The organism is Halalkalicoccus subterraneus, from assembly GCF_003697815.1.
Lineage (GTDB): Archaea > Halobacteriota > Halobacteria > Halobacteriales > Halalkalicoccaceae > Halalkalicoccus > Halalkalicoccus subterraneus.
In genome coordinates this window covers 17,843-40,988 of the sequence record NZ_RDQG01000005.1, presented here as the reverse complement: position 1 = coordinate 40,988, position 23,146 = coordinate 17,843, and the positions used below count along the sequence as shown (strand labels likewise).

Genomic DNA, 23,146 nt, shown 5'->3' with positions numbered 1-23,146 from the left:
ATGAGCGATCCGGTGGAGCTGGGTTGTGAACTGCTCGAACACTGCGAGGACGAGTCCCTGGAACTCTCGGAGGCCGTCGACCGCCTCGAGACGGTAACGACAGATCCCCATCTCACCCGCGAGATCCTCGATACAGCGGAGAAACGCGGGATCATCGCGCGCGAGAACGGCCTGATCCGTCCCCAGCGGGGGGCGTTCGTCAGCTTCGAGAGCGAGGTAGTGGTGAAAGAAGGCGAGTTTACCTGTCGGCGCTGTGGGGCGGGGCTCTCGACGGGCCACTTCATCCGGTTCGAATCCGGCGAACACGGCCCCTTCGGCTCCTCGTGTATCCGGAAGGTCACCGGCCGGGAGTGAGCGCAGATGAGAACCTTAAAGGTCGACAGCCGACAACCGACGAACGCGCCCGGGTGGCTTAGCTGGTCATAGCGCCGCACTCATAGGGTTTCAGAGTCGAGGCGGCTGCCTTGGAAGCCTCCCATGCCCACGCGCCGTGCCACGGCTCGAATCTGGGTCATGCGGAGATCGAGGGTTCGGAGCCCTCCCCGGGCACTTTTCGAAACCGCCACGAGTCGAAGACGAGTGGCAACGCTCGGAAGGTCAGGAGCGGGAACGAATATCGAGGTACTGATACAGGGTCCTCTCGGACGGGATGTTTTTACGGGACCGAGACGCAGGAGCGGTATGGACGTCGGTATCGTCGCCCAGAAGGACAACGCACGCGCAGCGAACTTGGCCGACGAGATCAGGGAGACGCTCCGCGAGGAGGACGTTTCGGTGCAGGTCGATACGGCGACCGGCGAGGCGCTCTCGACCGCGGGGGTCGACCCGACGGCGATGCGCGAGTGCGACCTCGTCGTGAGCATCGGGGGCGACGGGACCTTCCTCTTTACCGCCCGCGGGGTGGGTGCGACCCCGATTTTAGGGGTGAACCTCGGCGAGGTCGGCTTTCTGAACGCCGTTTCGCCGGACGACGCCGTTCGGGCGGTCACCGACGAGATCGAGTACGCCCGGGAGGTCGGTACGGTTCGCTCGCGGCCGGTCCCTCGAATCAAGATCCGGGGCGAGGATTGGACGCTCTCGCCGGCGCTCAACGAGATCGTGATCCAGGGCCCTCAACGCGGCCACGGCCAGGGCTGTACGATCGAGGTCCGGATCGACGGCTCGCTGTACACCGGCGGGCACGCCGACGGGGTGTTGATCTCGACGCCGACGGGTAGTACCGCCTACAACCTGAGTGAGGACGGCCCGCTCGTCCACCCCGGCGTTTCGGGACTCGTCGTCACGGAGATGTGCGCCACCGAACCGATGCCGTCGCTGGTCGTCGGCGACGACCGCGAGCTGTCCGTCCGCGTCGATGACGCCGACCTCGCGTATGCCATCAGCGACGGGAAGGACCAGCGAGCCATCGAGCCACCGTCGCGGATCGAACTCGAACTCGCCGAACAGCCGGCTCACCTGGCCGGCCCGCCGGTCGACTTCTTCGAGGCGCTTGGCAAACTCGACTGAACGGTCGAGATGGAAACGTTGAATCGCCGTCGGCCCAATACATATACAATGAGCAGGCAACTGCCGGACGTACAAGCCGACAGCCCCGACGTGACCGTGGGACTGAGCCAGGTCGGCGTCACCGGGGTCGAGAAACTCGTCAAAGTCGCCCGTTCCGACGAGCGCCCCATCGTGCTGATGGCCGAGTTCGAGGTGTTCGTCGACCTGCCCAGTTGGCGCAAGGGTGCCGACATGAGCCGGAACATGGAGGTCATCAACGAGATCCTCGAAGACGCCGTGAGCGAACCGACCTACCGGGTCGAGGACGTCTGTGGCGACGCCGCCGAACGCTTGCTGTCGCGTCACGACTACACCTCGCGGGCGGAGGTCTCGATGGAGGCCGAGTACATGACCCGCGATCGCACGCCCGAAAGCGACCGCGAAACCCAGGGCACCGTCGACATCATCGCCGGGGCGACCGCCACGGAGGAGGGTACCCGCGAGGAGATTGGTACCCGGGTCACTGGAATGACCGTCTGTCCCTGCTCGCAGGGGATGTCCGCCGCCCGAGCGCGCGAGACCCTCGAGAACCTCGATGTCGACGACGGGACCATCACGGAGTTCCTCGATCGGGTGCCTCAGGCGGGCCACTCCCAGCGCGGGCATGCCACCCTCACCGTCGAAAGCGAGGGCGCACCCGAGGTCGATCTGAACGAGCTGATCGACGTGGCACGTGACTCGATGAGCGCGCGGATCTACAACCTCGCGAAGCGCCCCGATGAGGACCACATGACCTACGAGAGCCATGCCGACGCGAAGTTCGTCGAGGACTGCGTGCGCGCGATGGCAGAGGGCGTCATTCGGGAGTTCCCCGACCTGCCCTCCGACGCCGTCGTGACGATGAAACAGTCCAACGACGAGTCGATCCACCAGCACAACGCCCACGCCGAGCGGGTCGCGGAACTGGAGACGCTCAAAGCCGAGTTCAACGGCGACTGAGGACGGATCCGACACCCGTTTAGGCACGCCGCCCGCAGAGCCGCCAATGACCTTACGCGTGACCTTTCTGGGGACCAGCGGCGCGGTTCCCACCGCCCGACGCAACCCGAGCGGGATCTACCTCAACCGCGAGGGTGAGGAGTTACTCTTCGACTGTGGAGAGGGCACCCAACGCCAGATGATGCGCTTCCGGACGGGGTTTTCGATCTCGGCGGTCTTCCTCACTCACGTCCACGGCGACCACGTCCTCGGACTACCCGGATTGTGCCAGACGCTCGACTTCAACGACCGGGCCGATCCCCTCGCCATCTACACGCCCCGCGGGACCCGCCATACCGTCGAGGACCTCGTGGGCGCGCTCGACGCTCGGCTGGGCTATCCCCTCGAAGTCCGCGAGGCCGCCCCCGGCGAGACGGTCCACGGCGGCGAGGAGTACGAGGTCCGGGCCTTTCGGACCGAACACCGCACCCGGTCGGTCGGCTACGCGCTCGTCGAGTCCGACAGGAAGGGCCGGTTCGACCGCGAGCGCGCCGAGGAACTCGGCGTGCCGGTCGGCCCGAAGTTCGGCGCGCTTCACTCGGGCGAGTCGATCGAACTGGAGGACGGCACCGCAGTCGAGCCGGAACAGGTCGTCGGACCGCCCCGCCCCGGCCGGCGGGTCGTTTATACTGGCGACACCCGCCCGACCGAGGAGGGCCGCGAGGCCGCCGCGGACGCCGACCTGCTGATCCACGACGCGACCTTCGGGGACGACTGGGCCGAACGCGCCCGCGAGACGGGCCATGCCACCGCCCGCGAGGCCGGCGAACTCGCCGCCCATGCCGGGGCCAAACGCCTCGCCCTGACGCATATCTCCTCGCGCTACGCCGGCGATGCTTCCGAACTCGCCCGCGAGGCGAGCGAGGCACACGATGAGGCGTTCGTCGCCGAGGACGGGCTGGAGGTCGAGGTATCGTTCCCCGAGTAGGAGGCGACGAACGGCCCGAACCGAGGAGAGTCGGCCCGCAACCGGCGTATCGTTAATATAGCTCGACTTCCTACCGACGGTCGTGAGTGCGCGAACGAGTGCCCTCGAGACGCTGATCTTCGGCGTCGACATCCAGAGCGGCGACGTCCGGGGCGACGCCCCCTCGTATGCCGTCGTCGCCTTCGACGGGGAGAACATCGACCGTGACGTCGTCTCCTACCGAAAGCTCCGCCGGCTGATCGACCGGGAGGAGCCCGACATCCTCGCGACGGACAACGTCTACGAACTGGCCGCCGACAAGGACGCCCTCGTCGGCTTTCTCCGGGACCTACCGAGCGAAACGAAGCTGGTGCAGGTCACCGGCGCACAGCGGCCCGAACCCCTCTCGCGGGTCGCCTCCCGTCACGGCGTTCCGTATGGAAAAAAGCCGATGAAGGAGGCCGAGGCTGCCGCCCGACTCGCGGCGGGCAACGTCGGCCACGAGGTCAGCGCCTTTACCAACACCACCCGAATCAAGGTCTCTCGGGGGCGATCGACGGGCAAGGGCGGCTGGAGCGCGGACCGCTACACCCGCCGGATTCACGGCGCAGTCAGAAAGCGGGCCCGCGAGATCGAATCGGAACTCGACGGGGCGGGGCTGGAGTACGAACAGAACGTCACGGAGAAATACGGCGGCTACTCGCGGGCAGTCTTCGTCGTCGAGGCCGATCCCCACGAGATCCCCGTCTCGACGGGGCGGGCGGGCGACGTCCGCGTCGAGATGGCCCGCGAGCGCACCGACGGTATCGAGTTCGAGCCGCTGGCGAAACGGCGCGATCACGTCCTCGTGGGGATCGACCCCGGGACGACCACGGCCGTGGCGATCGTCGGGATCGACGGTGAGGTCCTCGACGTCCTGAGCACGAGAACCGCCGACACCGCCGCGGTCATCGAGTGGATCATCGAGCGCGGTCGACCGTTCGTCGTCGCCGCGGACGTGCGGCCGATGCCGAACACCGTCGAGAAGATCCGCCGGAGTTTCGACGCGGCGAGTTGGGTCCCCGGAACCGACCTCCCGGTCGACGAAAAGCAGCACCGAACTCGAAAGGAGGGCTACGACAACGACCACGAGCGCGACGCACTGGCCGCGGCGCTGTTCGCGTACGACGACCACGAAGAGCAGTTCGAGCGGGTCGCCCGGAAGACACCCGCACGGATCGACACCGGCGAGGTGATCGCCCGCGTGGTCGGCGGCGAGAGCGTCGAAACCGTTCTTGAGACCTACGAGGAGGACGACGGCGGGGACGAGGAGGACGCGACGGAGTCCTCTCAACCCGAGCGCAGCCCGGAACAGAAGCGCATCGCCCGCCTCGAAACGCAGGTCGAGCGGCTCAAAAGCCACGTGAGCGACCTGAAGGGGACCGTCGAGACGAAGGACGAGCGGATCGACAGGCTCGAAGGCGAACTCACCGAGCGCCGCAGCGAGGAGCGAAAGCGGGTTCGACGGAAGCGTGATATCACGCGTCTCGAACGCGAGACCGACCGCCTCGAACGCGAGCGCGACGAGGCCTACGAGGAACGGGACGCGCTCGCGGAGAAGCTCGACAGGCTCAAGGAACTCTGGAAGCTCGATCACTCGAACTTCGCGGACGTCGAGGACGAGAAACGCGATCTGGTCTCCGTCAAGCCGATCGAGAAGTTCTCCGTCGATGCGATCGAGGCCGCCGAGGACGCCTACGGGCTCTCGAAGGGCGACGTGATCCTGCTCCGGGACGCGAGCGGCGCGGGCCCGAAGACGGCCCGTCGGCTCGCCGATCGTTCCCCGAGAGTCGTCCTCAAAGAGGGGGGGCTATCGGATAGCGCCGACGAGGTCCTCTTCGAGGCGGGAATTCCCGTCGGTCCCGCAAGCGAGGTCACCGTCCAGGAGATCGACGAACTCGCCGTCGCGCGCGAGAGCGAGGTCGAAGCCGTCATCGAGGAGTGGCACGACCGGGCCGAGGAGCGCCGCCGCGAGCGAAACGCCTCGATGGTCGATCAGGTGATCAGCGAACACCGTGCGGGCGACAACCAGGTCTGAGCCGGCGCGGACACTGAAATCAGAACATTCCGCCCATCCCGAACGCCGAGAGCATCCCCGAGACGAGCGATTTGATCGCGAGCCCGAGTCCGACGAGCACGAGCGCGAGTCCGGCGGCGATCAGGGGGCTCTCGATGGCGACGAGTGCGAGACCGACCACAACGAGCACGAGACCGGCGATACCGGCGAGACCGAGGCGATCGAGCATACCGGGCCTGAGAGCGCGGTCGGGATAAACCCCCTGACACGGGGCTCCCGTCGGAGTTAAACTGCATCCCGTCGAACGCCGATCCATGGGCGACGACGGACACAGAGGGGAAATCGACCTCCGAACGCCCGACGAGGGCGAACTGTTCGCCACCGTGACCGAGATGCTCGGCGCGAACCGGATCACGGTCCGGTGTGGCGACGGCACCGAACGAACGGCACGGATTCCGGGCCGGATGCAAAAGCGCGTCTGGATCCGCGAGGACGATCTCGTTTTGGTCGAGCCGTGGGACTGGCAGGACGAAAAGGCGGACGTGACCCATCGCTACGAGCAAAGCGAGGCCGAGCGGCTCCGCGAGGAAGGGCACATCCAGTGATCAGCTGACGAACAGCCGCCGCTCGGCCCGCTCGTGGCGCATCCCCTCGACGTCGATCAGCGGTACGGTCGAGCGAAGCTCCGCCAGCCCGTTCTTGCCGTACTCCCGCTCGACCTCCTCGATCACGGGAAACAGGTCGTGGAGGATGACTTGGATCTCGGTATGACCCAGCCGGAGCAGGCGTTGGGCCGCCCCGAGCAGCCCGGTGACGAACGCGTAGCCGAAGACGAGGCGTGCCTCACGTTCCGAGATCCCGTTCGCGGCGGTCACGACCCCCATCGCGGTCGGGTGATGACCACGGGCCGAGTCGCCGACCGTTCCCGCGTAGCGGTCGACGAACGCGTGTTCGCCCTCGACCACGTCGAGCAGTCGCCGACCCGAGGTCAGCGAGCTCTCGCGGGACTCGCTGAGAAGCAGCGTCGCGTGCAGGTGGTCGTCGACCCGTCCGAGACGCTCCATATCGTCCTCGCGGGCTGCCCGGTGAGCCACCGAGAGCGCGACCATGTCACAGGGACCAACCTGTCCGCGGAGGTAGTCCGCGAGAAGCTCCCGGAGGTCGTCGCCGTCCTCGACCCGGTCCTCCGCGACGAACGTTTCGAGGCCGTAGGAAATGGTATAGGAGCCCACGGGAAGGAAGGAATCGGCCAGTCGGAGCGCCGAGAGCAACCCGCCGTCGTCCCCGGTCATCCGTGCCCACCGTGAACGTCGTCGTGGCTGTGAGAACGGTCGTGGTCCGAACCATCCGAACCGTGGGCGTGGTCGGATCCATGTCCATGGGGGTGACCGGGATCGTCCTCCGGATCGTCGAACAGCTCCGGATCGACCGACTCGATCCCGATGGTCGCCCCATCGGACAGTTCCTCCCGGAGGGTCCGCTCCATCAGCCGGCGCTCGCTGACGACCGGGATCAGCAGCTCGTCGCCACGGATCGCGAGCTCCCAGTGCTGGTTGCCCATGTGGTGGCCCAGTTCGAGCGCCTCTTTCCAACTCATCTCGGGGACCGAAACGACCAACACTTCGCGGCGCTCGAACTCGACGGCGACCATCCGCTCGTCGCTCTCGACGAGCACGTCGCCCGGCGAGAGCTCCCGATCCCCGAGGACCACCCCGAGTTCGGTGCCATCCCCGAGCTCGGTCTTGAACCGCGAGCGGTTTCGCTCGCGTTCGCTTACCGAGACCGTCTCGAAGGTCCCCTGTTTCTCGTGAATCGCACGCGTCTCGACCAGTTCTTCGACGCTGCCGAGCACCTCGCGGGCGACGATCACGGCCGGACCTCCGGGACCGGCGATCCCAGACACGCCCCGCGGACGGAGGCCCACGCCCCGCGGAGCGCCTCTGTCACTGGTGCGCGTTGGTCGCCCACGGCGCGGACGATCACGCCCCGGTCGTCGGGAGCGCATGTCACGCCGGCGTGTGCCTCGCCGTCGAAACCGTCGTGGATCGCGTCGGTGAGCGATTCGGGCTCCTCGACTCCTAGTGCATAGAGCGTCCCCACGACCGCGAACTCGCCGAGGACGCCCGGCGACTGGGGCGAGCGCTCGTCGGGTGCGAGATCGATCGAGTCCTGTAACAGGGGCGTCCCGTCGGGGGCGTCGACGCACAACTGGGAACGATAGCGGTCGTAGGCGAACCGCTCGCCGCGGGCCAACCGTCCGGGAACCACGACGTCCGAGAATAACAGGGTCCCCCCCTCGTGCAGCGTCACGTCGGCGGTCTGCAGACAGCGAGTCCCCTCGTGGAGGATCAGCGGCTCGGGCAGGTACTCGAGGTACGCCTCCTCCTCGATCTCGAGGTCGACCGAGAGGTCCGCGTAGTTGCGCTCCATCGACTGGACCTTCGTCGCGCTCTGGGCGGTGATACGGGCTTTCGCGTCCGGCTTCGCCTCCACCCGGGTGCGGTGGCGATCGCCCTGGGCGACCCCACCGGTCGGCGTCTGCACACACCGGGTGAGCAGCCCCGGCTCGGGGTCGTGATACAGCCCGCGGGTGAGGTGAAACGGGACTTCGACGTATTCGTGGGTCGCGCGGGTCGTTCCCTCGGCGTCGGGTGCGAGCGTGAGTTCCAGAACGCCGTCCTTGCCGGGCGAACCCGCGGGCGTCGGGAGCTCCTCGGCGGCGTAGCCCTCGAAGGCGGCGGGCACCGACCCGGCCATCAAAACAGCACCCGATCGGAGATGTCCGCGACCACGTCGTCGATCCCGTCGCCCGTCTTGCAGTTCGTGAAGATGGAGGGCCCTTCGCGAACGTCGGCGGCGTCGGTCCGCATCACGTCCAGATCCGCGCCGACGTGTTCGGCGAGATCGGTCTTGTTGATCACCAGCAGATCGGCCTCGACGACGCCCGGACCGCGTTTTCGGGGGATGTCGTCGCCCTCAGCCGTCGAGATGACGAAGGCGTAGTAGTCCGCGAGCTCGGGGTTGAACGTCGCCGCGAGGTTGTCCCCGCCGCTCTCCAGCAACACGAGATCGAGGTCGGGATACTCCTCGAGGAACGAATCGATCGCCGCGAGGTTCATCGAGGGGTCCTCTCTGATTCCAGTATGCGGACAGGCGCCGGTCTCGACGCCGACGACGAGGTCATCGGGGATCTCGCCCGCAAAGGAGCGCTTGAACTGCTTTGCGTCCTCTTGGGTGAGGATGTCGTTTGCGATGACGCCGATCTCCAGTCCCGAGTCCTTGAGCTTCGGGACGAGCCGTTTGATCAGCGCCGTCTTTCCGGAGCCGACGGGGCCGCCGATCCCCACGGTGGGGACATCCCGGTGGGTGGGCGGGCTGCTCATTCGGCCTCTCCCCCTTCGTCGCCGTCCAGTCGAATGGGATCGTGGACGGTCACGAGCTTCGTCCCGTCGGGAAAGACGGGCTCGACCTGCACCATGTCGACCATCTCCGGGATCCCCTCCATCACGTCCGCGCGGGTCAGCAGCTGGGTCGCCTCCGAGCGTAGTTCGGCGACGCTTTGGCCCTCGCGGGCGCCCTCGCAGACCCAGTCCGCGATGTAGGCGACGGACTCGGGGTGGTTGAGCGACACGCCGCGTTCCTTGCGGCGGCGGGCCATCTGTGCGACGTTGAACAGCGTGAGGCGTTCTTCCTCTTTGGGTGTTAGGTTCATTGGTGGCGTGAGTGAGTAGCGATTTCAGAGCAGGTATCGCTGGGTCAGGGGTAGTTCCTCGGCGGGCTCGGAGGTCACCGGCTCGCCGTCGATGAACACCTCGAAGGTCTCCGAATCGACCTCGAGGTCCTCCGGGCAGTACGTGTTCCGGACCATGTCCTCCTTCGAGAGCGGGCGGGTGTCCTCTACCGGAACGACCTCCGACTGGAGGTCGTACTCGTCGCCGACGCCGGCCTCGGCGGCCGCACCGCTGACGAACGTCATGCTGGTGGCATGGCGGGCCGTTCCCTCCGCGCCGAACCACGGGCGCTGGCGCTTCGGCTCGCAGGTCATCAGCGAGCCGTTCGCCTCGCCCATGTTCGCCGAGGCGGGATACCCACCTTTGAGCACCCACTCGGGCTTGATCCCGAAGAACGCGGGCTCCCAGAGGACGACGTCCGCGAGCTTGCCGGGTTCGAGCGATCCCACGTGATCGCTGATCCCCGCGGTGATCGCGGCGTTGATCGTGTATTTGGCGATGTATCGCAGAATGCGACTGTTGTCGTTATCGGTTCCCTCGTCGCCCGGCAACGGGCCGCGCTGGCGTTTCATCTTATCGGCGGTCTGCCAGGTTCGGTTGATCAGTTCGGCCTGGCGCCCCATCGCCATCGAGTCGGTCGCCATCATGCTGATCGCGCCGGTGTCATGCAGGACGTCCTCGGCACCGAGCGTCTCCGCGCGGATGCGGGACTCGGCGAAGGCGACGTCCTCCGGCACATCGGGGTTGAGGTGATGGCAGACCATCACCATGTCGAGGTGCTCGTCGAACGTGTTCTCGGTAAACGGCATCGAGGGGTTCGTCGAGGAGGGAAGCATGTTGGGATGGGCGACGAGTTCGAGGACGTCCGGCGCGTGGCCCCCGCCTGCACCCTCGATGTGGAAGGTGTGGATGGTCCGCCCGTCGATGGCGTCGAACGTCTCCTCGACGAAGCCCGCCTCGTTGAGGGTGTCCGTATGCAGACAGACCTGGACGTCCATGTCCTCGGCGACCGACAGGCAGGTGTCGATGGCGGCGGGGGTCGCCCCCCAGTCCTCGTGGACCTTCAGCCCGCAGGCACCGGCCTCGACCTGCTCGACGGAGGGGGCGGGCCGACTCGCGTTGCCCTTGCCGTAGACGCCGACGTTGACGGGCCACTCGTCGGCCGCCCGCAGCAGCATCTCGATGTTCCGGGGGCCGGGCGTGGCGGTGGTCGCCCCGCCACCGAAACCGCCGCCCATCATGGTCGTGATTCCGCTCGCGATGGCGTGATCCGCGAGCTGGGGCGTGTTGAAGTGGACGTGGATGTCGAGGGCTCCAGGGGTAGCGATCAGCCCCTCGCCCGGGATCGCGTCGGTGCTCGGCCCGACGATCAGCTCCTCGTCGACGCCGTCCATCGTCTCGGGGTTGCCCGCCGATCCGAAGCCGGCGATCCGGCCGTCCTTGATCCCGAGATCTCCCTTCTCGATTCCGAGGACGGGGTCGATCACCGTCACGTTGGTCAGCACCCAATCGAGCGCACCCTCGGCGCTGGTGAGTCCGGATGTCATCCCCATGCCGTCACGCAGAGTTTTCCCGCCGCCGAAGACGCTCTCGTCGCCCTTCGTGGTGTGATCCCGCTCGACCTCGGCGATCAACTCCGTATCGGCGAGGCGGAGCCGGTCGCCCTCGCTCGGCCCGTACAGCCGTGTGTACCGATCGCGGTCTATCTCGCTCATCACTCGATCCCCCCGAAGTCACCCTTGCGGGCGCGTTCGAGCGCGTCCTCCCGTTCGTCGTCGAGGTCGCCGTCGACGAGACCGTGCATGCCGTAGACCACCCGATCGCCGCCGATGGTCACCAGATCGACCTCCTGGCGATCACCGGGTTCGAACCTGATAGCGGTGCCCGCGGGTACGTCCAATCGCATTCCATACGCGATCTCACGGTCGAACGCGAGCCCGGGGTTGACCTCGAAGAAGTGGAAATGCGAGCCGACCTGAACGGGCCTGTCACCGGTGTTCTCGACGGCGACGGTCGCCGTCTCGCGGTCCCCGTTGATTCGAACTGATCCGTCGGCCGGGAGCAGTTCGCCCGGATTCACGTTTCGTCCCTCCGCTGTCGTGCGGTCATGCGACCCCCTTTCGGGAGCGATCGTATAGGGGTTGCCGTCGATGAAATATTTGTCCACTCCTCCGTTGGTTACTCGATGATCCCCATACGAAATGAGCCAGAAGACTACGTTTACAAATCATCTTTGGAATCATTGGGTCCGTTATGGACGTCTGCCCATCGAGGAAGTCGATCGGTATAGCTGGTGGTCGAACACGCTGTTCGAGGCCTTTCATTGGACTGTTTCCCGACGTTCGTCTGGTTGGATTCCGAACAAACGGGGGTCATTATACAGTCATAACCGGGTTAATGAGTTCGGGGGAGTCCCCAGGGAACGTTTTTATAGCCGTATCGGAACCGACCTGACGTCATCGACGAATGGACGAACAACCATCGATAGTGTCTATTAGGGGAAATGGAGACGGATAATCTCACCAAAAACGGCCGTTCATCCACACGGCGCGCGTTCCTCGCGGCGGGGGCCGCGGGGCTGGCCGCGACGGCCGGCTGTACGGGTAGCGCCGCCGGGGGCGACGACGTCGTCAGGATCGGCGTGCTGGAGGATCGATCGGGCGATTTCGCGCTCAACGGCACCTCGAAGTGGCAGACCAGCGTGCTCGCCGTCGAGGAGCTCAACGATTCGGGCGGTATTCTGGGTAAGGAGATCGAGCTGTTCGACCCCGATCCTCAGTCCGACAACCAGCGCTATCAGGAGCTGACCCGGCGGCTGATCCAGCGCGAGGAGGTCGACGCGCTGTGGGCGGGATACTCGAGCGCCGCCCGCGAGACGATCCGCCCGCTGATCAACCAGTACGAGCAGCTGTACTTCTACACCACCCAGTACGAGGGTGGCGTCTGCGACAACACGATCTTCCCGGTGGGCGCGACCGCCCGCCAGCAACTCGGTGCGGTGGTTCCCTATCTGATCGAGGAGTACGGTCCCCGTATTTATACCATCGCTGCGGACTACAACTTCGGGCAGATCTCCGGCGACTGGGTGCGGATCCTCGCCGAGGAGAACGACGCCGAGGTGATCGGCGAGGAGTTCATCCCGCTCGACGTCTCGCAGTTCGGCTCGACGATCAACCGGATCCAGGAGGCCGACCCGGACTTCGTGATGTCGATGCTGGTCGGCCAGAACCACACCTCCTTCTATAATCAACGTGCTTCGGCGGGACTCGACATACCGATCGGCAGTTCGACGACGATGGCCCAGGGCTACGAGCACCGCCGGTTGAACCCGCCCGCACTCGCGGACATGTACGTCGGGGTCAACTACATGCAGGAGATCGGCACCGAGGCAAGCGACACGTTCGTCGAGCGCTTTTACGACCGCTGGCCCGACGCGCCCTACCTCAACCAGGAGGCCCAGAACAACTACTTCTCGATCCACATGTACGCCGAGGCCGCAGAACGCGCCGGGACGACGGACCAGGAGGCGGTGATCGAGGAGCTGGAGAAGGGAATGGAGATCGACGCCCCGGAGGGAACGATCGAACTCGACGGCGACACCCACCACATGAACCACCACATGCGGATCGGACACGCCGACGCGAACCACGATCTGGCCTTCGGCAACGAGCAGTACATCGGCGCGGGCTTCCTTCGGGAGGTCGGCTGTTCGCTTCCGACCGATCCCGAGACGACCCAGTACCTCCCCGCGGAGGTCTACGACCTATGACATACGACACGCTCAACCTGTTGTTCCAGTTCCTGGATAGTTTCGCCTTCATCGTGCTCGCGACCGTCGGGTTAGCAGTCATTTTCGGCATGATGGGCATCATCAACCTCGCTCACGGCGAGTTCATCCTCGTCGGGGCCTACGGGACTACCCTCTCGTACGGGGCGGGCCTCCCGCTCGTCGCGGCAATGGGGGTCGGCGTCCTCGTGACGACCGTCTTCGGGCTCGTTCTTGAGCGCACTGTGATCAGACGGCTCTATCACCGGCCGCTGGATTCGATGGTCGCCACGTGGGGGCTGAGCCTCCTCTCGATCCAGCTCGCACGGATCGTCTTCGGCAACACGCTGTCCCAAGTCGGGACGCCGCTGGGAAGCATCTCCTACGGGCCCTTCTCGTACTCGGCCTACCGGGTCGCCCTCGCGGGCATCGCCGTTGCGGTCCTCGGTGGGCTCTACTGGCTGTTCATGTACACCGAGTTCGGCACGCAGGCCCGCGCGACGATGGAGGACGAACCGACCGCCCGCAGCATGGGTGTCGACACCGACCGGATCTACCTCGGGACCTTCGGGTTGGGCTCGGCGCTTGCCGGGCTGACGGGGGCGCTCTACGCCCCGACGATCACGATGACGCCCGAACTCGGTGCGTCCTTTCTCGTCGAGGCCTTCGTGACGGTTGTCGTCGGCGGTTCCTCAGTACTCGTGGGCACCTCGCTTGCGGGTGGCTTCCTCGGAGTCGTGAACGCCACTTTCACCAACCTCGCAGGCACGTTCATCGGGCAGGTCGCGATGTTGCTCGCGGCGATCCTCGCGATCCGCCTGCTCCCGGAGGGGATCACCGGCCTGCTCGACTCGTGGCGTGAAAAGCGCGCGGAGGGCGAACAATGAACCTCGCTTCGCTCCGGGCGCTCTTCGACGGCCCCAACACCCGGGGGACCTCCGACAGGTTCTGGATGGCGTTCGGGCTCGCGGTGTTCGTACTGCTGTGCTACCCGCTGGTGGCCTCGACGTACGCGGTCGCAAACGCCGCGCTGTTTCTCCTCTATGCGATCCTCGGGCTGAGTCTCTGTGTGATCTGGGGCTACTGCGGGATCCTCAGCTTCGGGCAGGTCGCCTTCTTCGGCGTCGGCGGCTACGTCTTCGGGATCGTCGGGATCAACCTCGCCGACGGGATCGGCGCGGCGCTGGGCCTGCTCGCGGGCGTCGGGGTCGCCACCCTCTTCGCGTTCGTGCTCGGCTACTTCATGTTCTACGGCGGGGTCCGCGACGTCTACGTCACGATCATGACGCTCGTGGTCGCGCTGGTGGTCCACACGTTCATGGGCCAGACCGCCGGCAGCGAGTGGGCGATCGGCGAGGCCGCACTGGGCGGGTTCGACGGGATGACGAACATCCCCAACCTCGCGATCGGCGGGTTCGAGCTGATCGATACGGCCTTCTATTACGTCGTCCTCCTCGCGCTCCTCGGGACGTACCTCGGGCTGCGCGCGCTGGTCAACAGCGACTTCGGCCGGGCGATGGTCGCGGTCCGCGAGGACGAGGAGCGAACCGAACTGCTCGGCTACGACACCAAACGGATCAAGCTGTTCGTGTTCACGCTCGGCGGCGCGCTCGCGGGCCTTTCGGGGGTGTTGTACGCCTCCTGGGGCAACTACATGAACCCCGCCGTCTTCGGGATCACCTTCGCCGCCCTCCCGGTGGTGTGGGTCAGCGTCGGCGGCCGGGATTCCCTGTTGGGCGCGATCGGCGCGACCTACGCCATCGAGTGGTTCTCCCAGCAGCTCTCGATCACCGGCAGCGAGTACGCGCTGGTCGTCGTCGGCGGGCTGTTGCTGGTGACGATCCTCTGGTTGCCCGCGGGCGTCGCGCCCGCCGTGGCCGACTGGCTGAGCGAGAAGCAAAGCAGTCCGGCCGCCCGCGGTCACGAGGAGGTGGCCGACTGATGGCCGCCGACCCCCTCCTATCGACCGACGGGCTCCGAAAGGAGTTCGGCGGGCTGACCGCGACCGACGACGTTTCCCTTACCGTCTCGCCGGGCGAACGCCGCTGCCTGATCGGGCCCAACGGCGCGGGCAAGTCGACGCTACTCTCGCTGATCACCGGCCAGCTCGACCCCAGCGCGGGCTCGATCCGCTTCGCCGGCGAGACGATCGACGGTCTCTCGCCCCACGAGCGCATCGACCGCGGTCTCAGCGTGAAGTTCCAGGTGCCGAGCGTCTACGGGGAGTTCAGCACCCGGGAGAACCTCCGGTTGGCGCTCCAACGCCGCGTTTCGGGCGAGAAGCTCGAGGACGCGATCGCGGAGTCGCTGGCACGATTCGACCTCACCGACGAGGAGCACGCCGAGGCTACCGCGCTCTCGCACGGACAGAAACAACGACTGGAGATTGCGATGGCGAGTGCGCTCGATCCGGCCCTCCTGTTGCTCGACGAACCCGTCGCGGGCCTCTCGGTCGAGGAGACCCAGCGGATCGCCGAGTTGCTGATCGACCTCAACGAGTCGGCGGGCGTTGCGTTGCTCGTCATCGAACACGACATGGCGTTCGTCCGCGCGCTCGCCGAGCGGGTGACCGTGCTCCATCAGGGCTCGATCCTCACCGAAGGGGAGATGGAGGACGTCGCCGACGATCAGGCGGTTCGGGACGTCTACCTGGGGGAGGAGGTCTGATGCTCGCGATCGAGGACCTCCACGCCTCCTACGACTCGACGCCCGTCCTTCGCGGGGTCGACCTGGAAGTCGGGGACGGCGAGGTCGTAGGCGTGATCGGGAAGAACGGCGCGGGCAAGACGACGCTGATGAAGAGCGCCATCGGCCTTCTCGAACCCGACTCGGGGACGATTCGATTCGACGGCCGGGACGTGACGGACGAGCCGGCCGACGCCCGCGCCCGCGGGGGCATGGGCTACATCCCGCAGGGACGGGACGTGTTTCCCTCCCTGACCGTCGCGGAGAACCTCCGGATGGGCGAGTCGATCAACGGGGGAAGCGAGCCGCGTTACGACGCGGTCTACGACTACTTTCCGATCCTCGACGAACGGCGCGAGCAGACGGCCGGAACGATGAGCGGCGGCCAACAGCAGATGCTCGCGGTCGGCCGGGCGCTCGTGGGTGGTCCCGACCTCCTGTTGCTCGACGAACCCTCGGAAGGGGTCCAGCCCTCGATCGTCTCCGAGATGAGCGGGACGATCGGGCGCATCAGCGACGACCTCGGAACCACCGTACTGTTCGTCGAACAGAACCTCTCGGTGATCGACGCGCTCGCCGAGCGCTGTTACGTCATGGAGAAGGGACGGGTCGTCGAGGAGCTCTCGACGGTCGAGCGCGAGGCGGTCGCCTCGCATCTCGCGGTGTAGCGGCGGCGGACTCGGACTTTTATCGCTGGCAGCTGTAGGGGGTGTATGAGCGACATCGAGGGCGAGTTCGGGCTGCTCGACCCGGAGGGTGCAGACGGGGTCGGCGACGAGTGGGAGGAGATCGACGTCTCGGACACCGAGGAGGACCGTATCGCCCGGAAGCGCGACCGGGAGTTCAACCAGTTTCGCGAACGCATCAAGGACGCCGACCAGTTCAAGGTCGAGGCGTCGGTCTTCGACGAGGCGACGCTGCTGGCGCTCTACCAGCTGGTCCATCACGGCCACCTCCAGGCGTTCGGCGGGCCGATTTCCACCGGGAAGGAGGCGAACGTCTACGAGGCGATGGGCGCCGAGGAGCAGGTCGCGGTGAAGGTCTATCGGATCAACGCCAGCGACTTCAAGGACATGCGCGAGTACCTCATCGGCGACCCGCGCTTCGAGGAGCTGGGCGGCGACAAGAAACGGGTCGTGCTCGCCTGGACCCGAAAGGAGTACGCGAATTTGGAGCGCGCACGGAAGGCGGGCGTGCGGGTTCCGAAACCGATCGCCGTCGAGCGAAACGTACTGGTCATGGAGTACATCGCGACCGACGGCGAGCGCGCGAAACGGCTGAACGAGGTCGAGATCGAGAACCCCGAGACCGCCTACAACGTCGTCCGCGAGTACATGCGCCGGCTCGACGAGGCCGGGCTCGTCCACGGCGACCTCTCGGAGTACAACATCGTCTTCCACGACGGCCAACTGGTCTTTCTGGACATGGGCCAGGCGGTGACGGTGCATCACCCCAACTCCGAGGCGTTCCTCCGGCGCGATTGTGAGAACGTCGCGAACTTCTTCGCGCGCCAGGGCCTCGAAACCGATGCCGACGACCTCTACGTGTTCGTTACCGGCGAGTCGTAGTCAGCGGTCGCCGAACTCCTCGGGCCAGGACTCGAGCGCGCCCGCCGCGGCAGCGGTCGTCGAGCCCGTATGCAGGATCTGATAGCCGTCGTCGATCTTCTCCGCGACGTCGTCCTCACCGAAGCCGAGCCCGCCGATCGCCACGTCCGCCTCGCGGGCGGCCGACACGACCGTCTCGACGGCCTCCTGTACCTCGGGGTGGTCGGGTTCGCCCGGGTGGCCCATCGCCACCGCCAGATCGAGCGGCCCGAGGAAGACGAACCCCAGTTCAGGTACCGCGAGGATTTCCTCGATCCCCTCGACGGCCGCCGGCTCCTCGATCGTCACACCGATCATCGTCTCGCGGTCCTCGCTCGCGGCGTAGTCCTCCGCCCGGCCCCAGCGGCTCGCCCGCGGGTTCGCGAAGCCCCGCTTTCCGGGCGCGCCGTCGTACTCGAAGCGGGCGGCCTCGACCGCCCGGCGGACGTCCTCTGCGGACTCGACGTGCGAGACGAACAGGTTTCTGACCCCGGTATCGAGCGCCTTGCGGATCGTCGCCGGGTCCGGCGAGGGGACCCGGACGAGGAGTTCAGTACCCGCGAGGTCGGCCGCCCGGAGCAGCCCCGCCAGCGCGTCGGCGTCGCGGGGCGACGGGCCGGCGTGTTCGAGGTCGTGCCAGACGAAGTCAAAGCCCAGATCGCCGTAGATCTCGACCATCTCCGGACTGTAGAGGTCGTCGAGCACCCCTAGCGCGACGCCGCCGTCCTCGACGGTCGCCCGCAGTTCGTTTCCCCGTACTCGGTCGTTACCAGCGGAGTCAGATGCCATCTCGTGTTCCTATACGCGTATCCACCGAATAAGTGTGCGGCCCGTTAGCCGGTGAAACGGCGGTATCACAGCGTCGTACGATGGCCGAACGCTTAACGTAATCGAGCCAGTAGCACTGCCATGAACCACGTGAAGATTCCACAGGACCGCGTCGGCGTGCTGATCGGTGCCGGCGGCGAGACGCTCCGGGAGATCGAAGACCGGGCGGAGGTCCGTCTCGACGTCGACTCGGAGAACGGTGCAGTGCAGGTCGAAACCGTCGGCGACCCCGTAACCGGACTCAAGGGACCGGAGGTCGTTCGTGCGATCGGCCGCGGGTTCTCGCCCGAAGCCGCCCTCGAACTGCTCGAGGACGACGTGATGCTGTTCGATCTCATCGACATCGACGCCGCTGCCCGCAACAAGAAGGACCTCCAGCGCAAGAAGGGACGACTCATCGGCGAGGGCGGGCGCACCCGACAGATCATGGAGGAACTCTCGGGAGCGAACGTCGTCATCTACGGCTCGACCATGGGCGTCATCGGGCGGCCCGAGCAGGTCTCGATGGTCCGCGAAGCGGCGGAGATGCTGCTGGAAGGTGCCCCTCACGGGGCGGCGTACTCCTTTCTCGAACGCAAACACAACGAACAGAAGCGCGAGGACCTCAGCTACCACCGCTTTTCCGGCGGAGAGTCAGCGTAGTATATAAACACCTGTGCGGTAACCTGTCACAACGTGAGAGGACAGCAGTTCCCACGGATACGCTGGCTGTTTCCAGTGGGTTTATATAGAAGCACAAACAATCGTTCTCCTGACCATGGCTCAGCAGATGGGTAACCAGCCCCTCATCGTGATGTCGGACGACAGTCAGCGCACGTCCGGACGGGACGCACAGTCGATGAACATCTCGGCCGGCAAGGCCGTTGCCGAGTCCGTACGGACCACGCTCGGTCCGAAAGGAATGGACAAGATGCTCGTCGACTCCTCGGGTGGGGTCGTCGTCACGAACGACGGCGTCACCATCCTCAAGGAGATGGACATCGAGCACCCCGCCGCGAACATGATCGTCGAGGTCGCCCAGACCCAGGAGGAGGAGGTCGCGGACGGCACCACCTCCGCGGTCGTCGTCGCGGGCGAGCTCCTGAAGCAGGCCGAGGAACTGCTCGATCAGGACATCCACGCGACCACGCTCGCACAGGGGTATCGACAGGCCGCGGAGAAGGCCAAAGAGGTCCTCGAGGAGATCGCGATCGATGTCGACGAGAACGACACCGAGGTCCTCACCCAGATCGCCGCGACCGCGATGACGGGCAAAGGTGCCGAAAACGCCCGCGACGTGCTCGCGGAACTCGTCGTCGACGCCGTTCAGTCCGTCGCCGACGAGGACGGTATCGACACTGAGAACGTCAAAGTCGAGAAGGTCGTCGGCGGCGCGACCAGCGAATCCGAACTCATCGAGGGCGTCATCGTGGACAAGGAGCGCGTCCACGACAACATGCCCTACTTCGCCGAGGACGCGAACGTCGCGCTGATCGACGGCGCACTCGAGGTCAAGGAGACCGAGGTCGACGCCGAGGTCAACGTCACCGACCCCGACCAGCTCCAGCAGTTCCTCGACCAGGAGGAATCCCAGCTCGAGGAGATGGTCCAGCAGATCAAGGACGTCGGCGCGGACGTCGTCTTCGTCGGCAGCGGCATCGACGACATGGCCCAGCACTTCCTCGCACAGGAGGGCATCATCGCCGTGCGCCGAGCGAAGGACTCGGACCTCTCGCGGCTCGCGCGCTCGACGGGTGGCCACGTCGTCTCCAGCGTCGACGACCTCGACGAGGACGATCTCGGCTTTGCGGGTAGCGTCGCCCAGAAGGACATCGGCGGCGACCAGCGCATCTTCGTCGAGGACGTCGAGGAGGCGAAGAGCGTCACCATGATCCTGCGTGGCGGCACCGAGCACGTCGTCGACGAGGTCGAGCGCGCCATCGAGGACTCCCTTGGCGTCGTTCGCGTCACGCTCGAGGACGGACAGGTCCTGCCCGGCGGCGGCGCGCCCGAGATCGAACTCGCGCTCGCGCTGCGTGACTTCGCCGACTCGGTCGGCGGGCGCGAACAGCTCGCAGTCGAGGCCTTCGCGGACGCACTCGAGGTCAACCCGCGCACGCTCGCGGAGAACGCGGGTCTCGATTCGATCGACTCGCTGGTCGAACTGCGTAGCCAGCACGACGGCGGCGCACAGAACGCCGGGCTGGACGCCTACACCGGCGACGTCATCGACATGGAAGCGGAGGGCGTCGTCGAGCCGCTGCGCGTGAAGACGCAGGCCATCGAAAGCGCCACCGAGGCCGCGGTCATGATCCTCCGGATCGACGACGTGATCGCCGCGGGCGACCTCTCTGGCGGCCAGATCGACGCCGACGACGGCGGCGACGACGAAATGCCCCCGGGCGGCGGCGGCATGGGCGGCGGAATGGGCGGAATGGGCGGAATGGGCGGCATGGGCGGCGCTATGTGAGACGAAGGGAATTCGTCTCACGGAGGCAGCGAAGCTCTGCTTCGCCCGCCGATATGGAGTAGGCCCACACGCCTTCATCACTAACCAACCACTGTCGAACCGATTTCTTTCCGTTTCCGACCGATCAGCGGCGCGTATCCTCGTTCGAAAAGAGCGGTCCTCGTTCTCGTCGAAAACAGACGTCGAGTGCCCGGAGCACGCCGACGTGGACCGCGCTGGCGACGAAGGCGAACGCGATCACCCCTCAAGCAAGAGCCCGAGTATAGCCAGAAACTCCCATCGTTCGTCATACCTGTTCCGGCCGTCGACTCCTATTTCCGAAGCACCGAGCCGGCGACCAGCAGTCCGCCGAGTACGAGCAGCACAACTGGCACGCCCGGAACGGCGGCGGCGGTCGTACATTCGTTCGTCCCGCCGTCCGGCGTGTAGACGAGATACGACCCGTCGAAACCGTAGAACGTCGGTTGACCGGGCGCATCCCAAATCGTGTACGCAACTTCGGTACACGTCGATAGTGGTAGCGTCGGGAACAGTGCGAGGAGCGCAAGCAGCCCCACGGTCGCAAGTAGTAGTGCGGTGATCCCCGCTTGAAACGCCAGTCCTTTCATGATTCTGGCGAACGAACCGGACGGCCATGTAGGTAGGGGCCGGTTTCGAAATGGGCGTTCTCGCAGAAACCGTCCTTATTCCTCGAGTTCGAGGGGGAACTGGCGGTTCTCGATGGGGGCGTTCAGCACGACGCTGGTGTTCGATTCGCGGATGTCGGGGTCCACCAAGAGCGATTTGATCCCCTCGTTCATGGCATCCGTGTCCTCGAACTTCGCGATCGCGATGATGTCGTGGTCGCCGGTGACCTCGTAGACGCTGATCATCCGTTCGGAGTTCTCGAGGCGTTCGGTCACGTCCGGTAGGGCGTTCCCTTCGACCTTGAGTTGGAGGATCGCGGTCACGTCGTATCCGAGTCTCCCGTAGTCGATCTTCGGGGTGTAGCCGGTGATCGCGCCCTCCTCTTCGAGGGCCGAGAGGTGGTTCGAGATGGTCGTCACCGAGACGTCGAGATCCTCAGCGAGGCTGCGAAGGCTCGCACGACCGTCGTGCAGCAGCGCGTTCACCAACTTCGAATCGAGATTTTCGTACGTCATCGGTTCCACTGACCCACTGCATCCATTAGAAGTTTACGAATATCCAGTTCTATTTCGGGAACGGAATACTTGCGTAGAGCGATAGTATTTTGGTGGCAACTGTGTTCAGAGAGACTGTCGAGAACGATGGCAAACGGAAACCTTACATCTGAAGAACAATCGGTACTGAAGCGCATCGAAGACGAGAACGTGAAGTTCCTGCGCTTACAGTTCACCGACATCACCGGCACAGTCAAGAACGTCGCGATCCCCGCGAGTCAGGCCGAGAAGGCCTTCGACGAGGGGATCTGGTTCGACGGCTCCTCGATCGAGGGGTTCGTTCGCATTCAGGAATCGGACATGCGCCTCGAACCCGACCCGACCACGTTCGAGGTCCTCCCGTGGCGCTCGGACGGCGATGTCGCGAGTGCGCGCCTGATCTGTGACGTCGCACACACCGACGGCACGCCCTTTGCGGGTGGCCCGCGACAGGTCTTAAAGAGCGTTCTGGAGAAGGCCGACGAAATGGGCTATACGGCCTCGATCGGCCCCGAACCCGAGTTCTTCCTCTTCGAGACCGACGAGAACGGTAACGCGACGACGATCCCCCACGACAAGGGCGGCTACTTCGATCTCGCGCCCAAGGACTTGGCGAGCGACGTGCGCCGGGACATCATCTTCGCGCTGGAGGACATGGGCTTCGAGATCGAGGCCTCCCACCACGAGGTCGCAGAGGGCCAACACGAGATCAACTTCAAGTACGACGACGCGCTGGACGCCGCGGACAACATCGCGACCTTCCGCTCGGTGGTCCGAGCGGTCGCCGCACAGAACGACCTACACGCGACGTTCATGCCCAAGCCGATCGCCGAGATCAACGGCTCGGGGATGCACAGTCACATCAGCCTGTTCGACGAGGACGGCAACGCCTTCGCCGACGACGATGACGAGTTCAACCTCTCGGAACTCGCCTACAAGTTCATGGGCGGCATCCTGAACCACGCCGAGGCGTTCGCCGCGGTCACCAACCCGACGGTGAACTCCTACAAACGGCTGGTACCGGGCTACGAGGCGCCCGTTTACGTCGCGTGGTCCGATACGAACCGCTCGGCGCTCGTGCGCGTCCCCGACGCCGCGGGCACCAGCGCTCGCTTCGAGATCCGCAACCCCGACCCCTCGTGTAACCCCTACTTGGCGTTGGCGGCGATCATCGGCGCTGGCCTGCACGGCATCGAGAACGACGCCGATCCGGGCGAGCCCGTTCGCGAGGACATCTACGAGTTCGACGACGAGAAACGTGAGGAGTACGGCATCACGACGCTCCCGCCGAACCTCGAACGCGCGGCAGACGCACTGGAGGCCGACGAAGTGATCACCGAGGCGCTCGGCGAGCACGTCACCGAGAAGTTCCTTCAGGCGAAACGTGCCGACTACGCCGACTACAAGACCCACGTCAGCAGCTGGGAAACCGACCGGTACCTCGAGAAGTTCTGA

The 23,146-nt window shown here is 65.8% G+C and carries 26 protein-coding genes and 1 tRNA gene; 16 read left to right on the top strand and 11 right to left on the bottom strand.

Translation table 11 applies throughout. The features are described from left to right. From EAO80_RS00920 to EAO80_RS00895, 6 genes are all read left to right on the top strand, one after another. Window positions 1–354, top strand: coding sequence for a DUF5830 family protein (locus EAO80_RS00920; RefSeq protein WP_122088067.1), 354 nt, complete (start codon window positions 1–3; stop codon window positions 352–354). Window positions 355–401: 47 nt separating this feature from the next. After that, window positions 402–549: transfer RNA gene (locus EAO80_RS00915), tRNA-Met, on the top strand. A 132-nt stretch (window positions 550–681) separates the two neighbouring features. Next, entirely contained in the window at window positions 682–1,506 is an 825-nt protein-coding gene (locus tag EAO80_RS00910) for an NAD(+)/NADH kinase (protein ID WP_122088066.1), read from the top strand. Window positions 1,507–1,554: 48 nt separating this feature from the next. Continuing rightward, entirely contained in the window at window positions 1,555–2,484 is a 930-nt protein-coding gene (gene mptA / locus EAO80_RS00905) for a GTP cyclohydrolase MptA (protein WP_122088065.1), read from the top strand. Window positions 2,485–2,530: 46 nt separating this feature from the next. Then, on the top strand, window positions 2,531–3,451 hold the full coding sequence (gene rnz / locus EAO80_RS00900) for a ribonuclease Z (protein ID WP_122088064.1): 921 nt from the start codon (window positions 2,531–2,533) through the stop codon (window positions 3,449–3,451). Between the two features lie 82 nt (window positions 3,452–3,533). Continuing rightward, on the top strand, window positions 3,534–5,507 hold the full coding sequence (locus EAO80_RS00895) for a DUF460 domain-containing protein (RefSeq protein ID WP_122088063.1): 1,974 nt from the start codon (window positions 3,534–3,536) through the stop codon (window positions 5,505–5,507). Between the two features lie 19 nt (window positions 5,508–5,526). Here the strand turns inward: EAO80_RS00895 and EAO80_RS00890 are convergent, their stop codons facing one another. Beyond that, on the bottom strand, window positions 5,527–5,715 hold the full coding sequence (locus EAO80_RS00890) for a DUF7470 family protein (RefSeq protein ID WP_122088062.1): 189 nt from the start codon (window positions 5,713–5,715) through the stop codon (window positions 5,527–5,529). A gap of 85 nt (window positions 5,716–5,800) precedes the next feature. Between EAO80_RS00890 and EAO80_RS00885 the strand changes: the two genes are divergently transcribed. Next, window positions 5,801–6,091, top strand: coding sequence for a translation initiation factor aIF-1A (locus tag EAO80_RS00885; protein ID WP_122088061.1), 291 nt, complete (start codon window positions 5,801–5,803; stop codon window positions 6,089–6,091). On the opposite strand, the gene EAO80_RS00880 is transcribed toward EAO80_RS00885, so the two are convergent. From EAO80_RS00880 to EAO80_RS00850, 7 genes are read right to left on the bottom strand one after another with little or no spacing between them, the layout of a single operon-like run. After that, complete coding sequence (locus tag EAO80_RS00880; protein ID WP_122088060.1) at window positions 6,092–6,778, bottom strand: urease accessory protein UreF; 687 nt, start codon at window positions 6,776–6,778, stop codon at window positions 6,092–6,094. It lies immediately after the preceding gene. Then, window positions 6,775–7,356, bottom strand: coding sequence for an urease accessory protein UreE (locus EAO80_RS00875; protein ID WP_122088059.1), 582 nt, complete (start codon window positions 7,354–7,356; stop codon window positions 6,775–6,777). The genes EAO80_RS00880 and EAO80_RS00875 overlap by 4 nt, the downstream gene beginning before the upstream one ends. Then, window positions 7,353–8,243: an urease accessory protein UreD gene (locus EAO80_RS00870; protein WP_122088058.1), complete on the bottom strand. Its 891-nt coding sequence runs from the start codon at window positions 8,241–8,243 to the stop codon at window positions 7,353–7,355. The genes EAO80_RS00875 and EAO80_RS00870 overlap by 4 nt, the downstream gene beginning before the upstream one ends. Then, on the bottom strand, window positions 8,243–8,869 hold the full coding sequence (ureG, locus tag EAO80_RS00865; RefSeq protein ID WP_122088057.1) for an urease accessory protein UreG: 627 nt from the start codon (window positions 8,867–8,869) through the stop codon (window positions 8,243–8,245). The genes EAO80_RS00870 and ureG overlap by 1 nt, the downstream gene beginning before the upstream one ends. After that, window positions 8,866–9,198, bottom strand: a complete 333-nt coding sequence (locus tag EAO80_RS00860) for an urease subunit gamma (RefSeq protein ID WP_122088056.1) — start codon at window positions 9,196–9,198, stop codon at window positions 8,866–8,868. The genes ureG and EAO80_RS00860 overlap by 4 nt, the downstream gene beginning before the upstream one ends. Window positions 9,199–9,222: 24 nt before the next feature. Further along, complete coding sequence (ureC, locus tag EAO80_RS00855; protein WP_211330605.1) at window positions 9,223–10,932, bottom strand: urease subunit alpha; 1,710 nt, start codon at window positions 10,930–10,932, stop codon at window positions 9,223–9,225. Next, window positions 10,932–11,297, bottom strand: a complete 366-nt coding sequence (locus EAO80_RS00850; RefSeq protein WP_122088103.1) for an urease subunit beta — start codon at window positions 11,295–11,297, stop codon at window positions 10,932–10,934. The genes ureC and EAO80_RS00850 overlap by 1 nt, the downstream gene beginning before the upstream one ends. Before the next feature lie 423 nt (window positions 11,298–11,720). Between EAO80_RS00850 and EAO80_RS00845 the strand changes: the two genes are divergently transcribed. From EAO80_RS00845 to rio1, 6 genes are read left to right on the top strand one after another with little or no spacing between them, the layout of a single operon-like run. Next, complete coding sequence (locus EAO80_RS00845) at window positions 11,721–12,986, top strand: urea ABC transporter substrate-binding protein (protein ID WP_122088054.1); 1,266 nt, start codon at window positions 11,721–11,723, stop codon at window positions 12,984–12,986. Then, on the top strand, window positions 12,983–13,870 hold the full coding sequence (gene urtB, locus EAO80_RS00840; RefSeq protein ID WP_122088053.1) for an urea ABC transporter, permease protein UrtB: 888 nt from the start codon (window positions 12,983–12,985) through the stop codon (window positions 13,868–13,870). The genes EAO80_RS00845 and urtB overlap by 4 nt, the downstream gene beginning before the upstream one ends. Further along, entirely contained in the window at window positions 13,867–14,925 is a 1,059-nt protein-coding gene (locus EAO80_RS00835) for an ABC transporter permease subunit (RefSeq protein WP_122088052.1), read from the top strand. Before urtB ends, EAO80_RS00835 begins: the two co-directional genes overlap by 4 nt. Further along, window positions 14,925–15,650, top strand: coding sequence for an ABC transporter ATP-binding protein (locus EAO80_RS00830; RefSeq protein WP_122088051.1), 726 nt, complete (start codon window positions 14,925–14,927; stop codon window positions 15,648–15,650). The genes EAO80_RS00835 and EAO80_RS00830 overlap by 1 nt, the downstream gene beginning before the upstream one ends. Continuing rightward, window positions 15,650–16,336, top strand: a complete 687-nt coding sequence (locus tag EAO80_RS00825; protein ID WP_122088050.1) for an ABC transporter ATP-binding protein — start codon at window positions 15,650–15,652, stop codon at window positions 16,334–16,336. The genes EAO80_RS00830 and EAO80_RS00825 overlap by 1 nt, the downstream gene beginning before the upstream one ends. Window positions 16,337–16,381: 45 nt before the next feature. Then, the gene (rio1, locus tag EAO80_RS00820) at window positions 16,382–17,236 is read left to right on the top strand and encodes a serine/threonine-protein kinase Rio1 (protein ID WP_122088049.1); all 855 of its coding nucleotides are present in this window, start codon (window positions 16,382–16,384) and stop codon (window positions 17,234–17,236) included. Here the strand turns inward: rio1 and EAO80_RS00815 are convergent, their stop codons facing one another. After that, the gene (locus tag EAO80_RS00815) at window positions 17,237–18,043 is read right to left on the bottom strand and encodes an HpcH/HpaI aldolase family protein (RefSeq protein WP_122088048.1); all 807 of its coding nucleotides are present in this window, start codon (window positions 18,041–18,043) and stop codon (window positions 17,237–17,239) included. It abuts the gene before it with no gap. A gap of 120 nt (window positions 18,044–18,163) precedes the next feature. On the opposite strand from EAO80_RS00815, the gene EAO80_RS00810 reads away from it, so the two are divergent. Then, window positions 18,164–18,724, top strand: a complete 561-nt coding sequence (locus EAO80_RS00810) for a KH domain-containing protein (RefSeq protein ID WP_122088047.1) — start codon at window positions 18,164–18,166, stop codon at window positions 18,722–18,724. 127 nt (window positions 18,725–18,851) lie between these two features. After that, window positions 18,852–20,531, top strand: coding sequence for a thermosome subunit alpha (thsA, locus tag EAO80_RS00805; RefSeq protein WP_122088046.1), 1,680 nt, complete (start codon window positions 18,852–18,854; stop codon window positions 20,529–20,531). A gap of 311 nt (window positions 20,532–20,842) precedes the next feature. Here the strand turns inward: thsA and EAO80_RS00800 are convergent, their stop codons facing one another. Both EAO80_RS00800 and lrp read right to left on the bottom strand, forming a co-directional pair. Beyond that, window positions 20,843–21,139 carry a hypothetical protein gene (locus tag EAO80_RS00800; RefSeq protein WP_245998377.1) on the bottom strand — a complete coding sequence of 99 codons (297 nt, stop codon included), beginning with the start codon at window positions 21,137–21,139 and terminating at the stop codon, window positions 20,843–20,845. A 75-nt stretch (window positions 21,140–21,214) separates the two neighbouring features. Continuing rightward, window positions 21,215–21,673, bottom strand: coding sequence for an HTH-type transcriptional regulator Lrp (gene lrp / locus EAO80_RS00795; RefSeq protein WP_122088045.1), 459 nt, complete (start codon window positions 21,671–21,673; stop codon window positions 21,215–21,217). A gap of 126 nt (window positions 21,674–21,799) precedes the next feature. Between lrp and EAO80_RS00790 the strand changes: the two genes are divergently transcribed. Further along, the gene (locus EAO80_RS00790) at window positions 21,800–23,146 is read left to right on the top strand and encodes a glutamine synthetase family protein (RefSeq protein WP_122088044.1); all 1,347 of its coding nucleotides are present in this window, start codon (window positions 21,800–21,802) and stop codon (window positions 23,144–23,146) included.

Coding starts and splice junctions, on each gene's coding strand:
- EAO80_RS00920 (WP_122088067.1), top strand. CDS start 1: ATGAGCGATCCGGTGGAGCTGGGTTGTGAACTGCTCGAACACTGCGAG.
- EAO80_RS00910 (WP_122088066.1), top strand. CDS start 682: ATGGACGTCGGTATCGTCGCCCAGAAGGACAACGCACGCGCAGCGAAC.
- mptA (WP_122088065.1), top strand. CDS start 1,555: ATGAGCAGGCAACTGCCGGACGTACAAGCCGACAGCCCCGACGTGACC.
- rnz (WP_122088064.1), top strand. CDS start 2,531: ATGACCTTACGCGTGACCTTTCTGGGGACCAGCGGCGCGGTTCCCACC.
- EAO80_RS00890 (WP_122088062.1), bottom strand. CDS start 5,715: ATGCTCGATCGCCTCGGTCTCGCCGGTATCGCCGGTCTCGTGCTCGTT.
- EAO80_RS00885 (WP_122088061.1), top strand. CDS start 5,801: ATGGGCGACGACGGACACAGAGGGGAAATCGACCTCCGAACGCCCGAC.
- EAO80_RS00880 (WP_122088060.1), bottom strand. CDS start 6,778: ATGACCGGGGACGACGGCGGGTTGCTCTCGGCGCTCCGACTGGCCGAT.
- EAO80_RS00870 (WP_122088058.1), bottom strand. CDS start 8,243: ATGGCCGGGTCGGTGCCCGCCGCCTTCGAGGGCTACGCCGCCGAGGAG.
- ureG (WP_122088057.1), bottom strand. CDS start 8,869: ATGAGCAGCCCGCCCACCCACCGGGATGTCCCCACCGTGGGGATCGGC.
- EAO80_RS00860 (WP_122088056.1), bottom strand. CDS start 9,198: ATGAACCTAACACCCAAAGAGGAAGAACGCCTCACGCTGTTCAACGTC.
- ureC (WP_211330605.1), bottom strand. CDS start 10,932: ATGAGCGAGATAGACCGCGATCGGTACACACGGCTGTACGGGCCGAGC.
- EAO80_RS00845 (WP_122088054.1), top strand. CDS start 11,721: ATGGAGACGGATAATCTCACCAAAAACGGCCGTTCATCCACACGGCGC.
- urtB (WP_122088053.1), top strand. CDS start 12,983: ATGACATACGACACGCTCAACCTGTTGTTCCAGTTCCTGGATAGTTTC.
- EAO80_RS00835 (WP_122088052.1), top strand. CDS start 13,867: ATGAACCTCGCTTCGCTCCGGGCGCTCTTCGACGGCCCCAACACCCGG.
- EAO80_RS00830 (WP_122088051.1), top strand. CDS start 14,925: ATGGCCGCCGACCCCCTCCTATCGACCGACGGGCTCCGAAAGGAGTTC.
- EAO80_RS00825 (WP_122088050.1), top strand. CDS start 15,650: ATGCTCGCGATCGAGGACCTCCACGCCTCCTACGACTCGACGCCCGTC.
- rio1 (WP_122088049.1), top strand. CDS start 16,382: ATGAGCGACATCGAGGGCGAGTTCGGGCTGCTCGACCCGGAGGGTGCA.
- EAO80_RS00815 (WP_122088048.1), bottom strand. CDS start 18,043: ATGGCATCTGACTCCGCTGGTAACGACCGAGTACGGGGAAACGAACTG.
- EAO80_RS00810 (WP_122088047.1), top strand. CDS start 18,164: ATGAACCACGTGAAGATTCCACAGGACCGCGTCGGCGTGCTGATCGGT.
- thsA (WP_122088046.1), top strand. CDS start 18,852: ATGGGTAACCAGCCCCTCATCGTGATGTCGGACGACAGTCAGCGCACG.
- EAO80_RS00800 (WP_245998377.1), bottom strand. CDS start 21,139: ATGAAAGGACTGGCGTTTCAAGCGGGGATCACCGCACTACTACTTGCG.
- lrp (WP_122088045.1), bottom strand. CDS start 21,673: ATGACGTACGAAAATCTCGATTCGAAGTTGGTGAACGCGCTGCTGCAC.
- EAO80_RS00790 (WP_122088044.1), top strand. CDS start 21,800: ATGGCAAACGGAAACCTTACATCTGAAGAACAATCGGTACTGAAGCGC.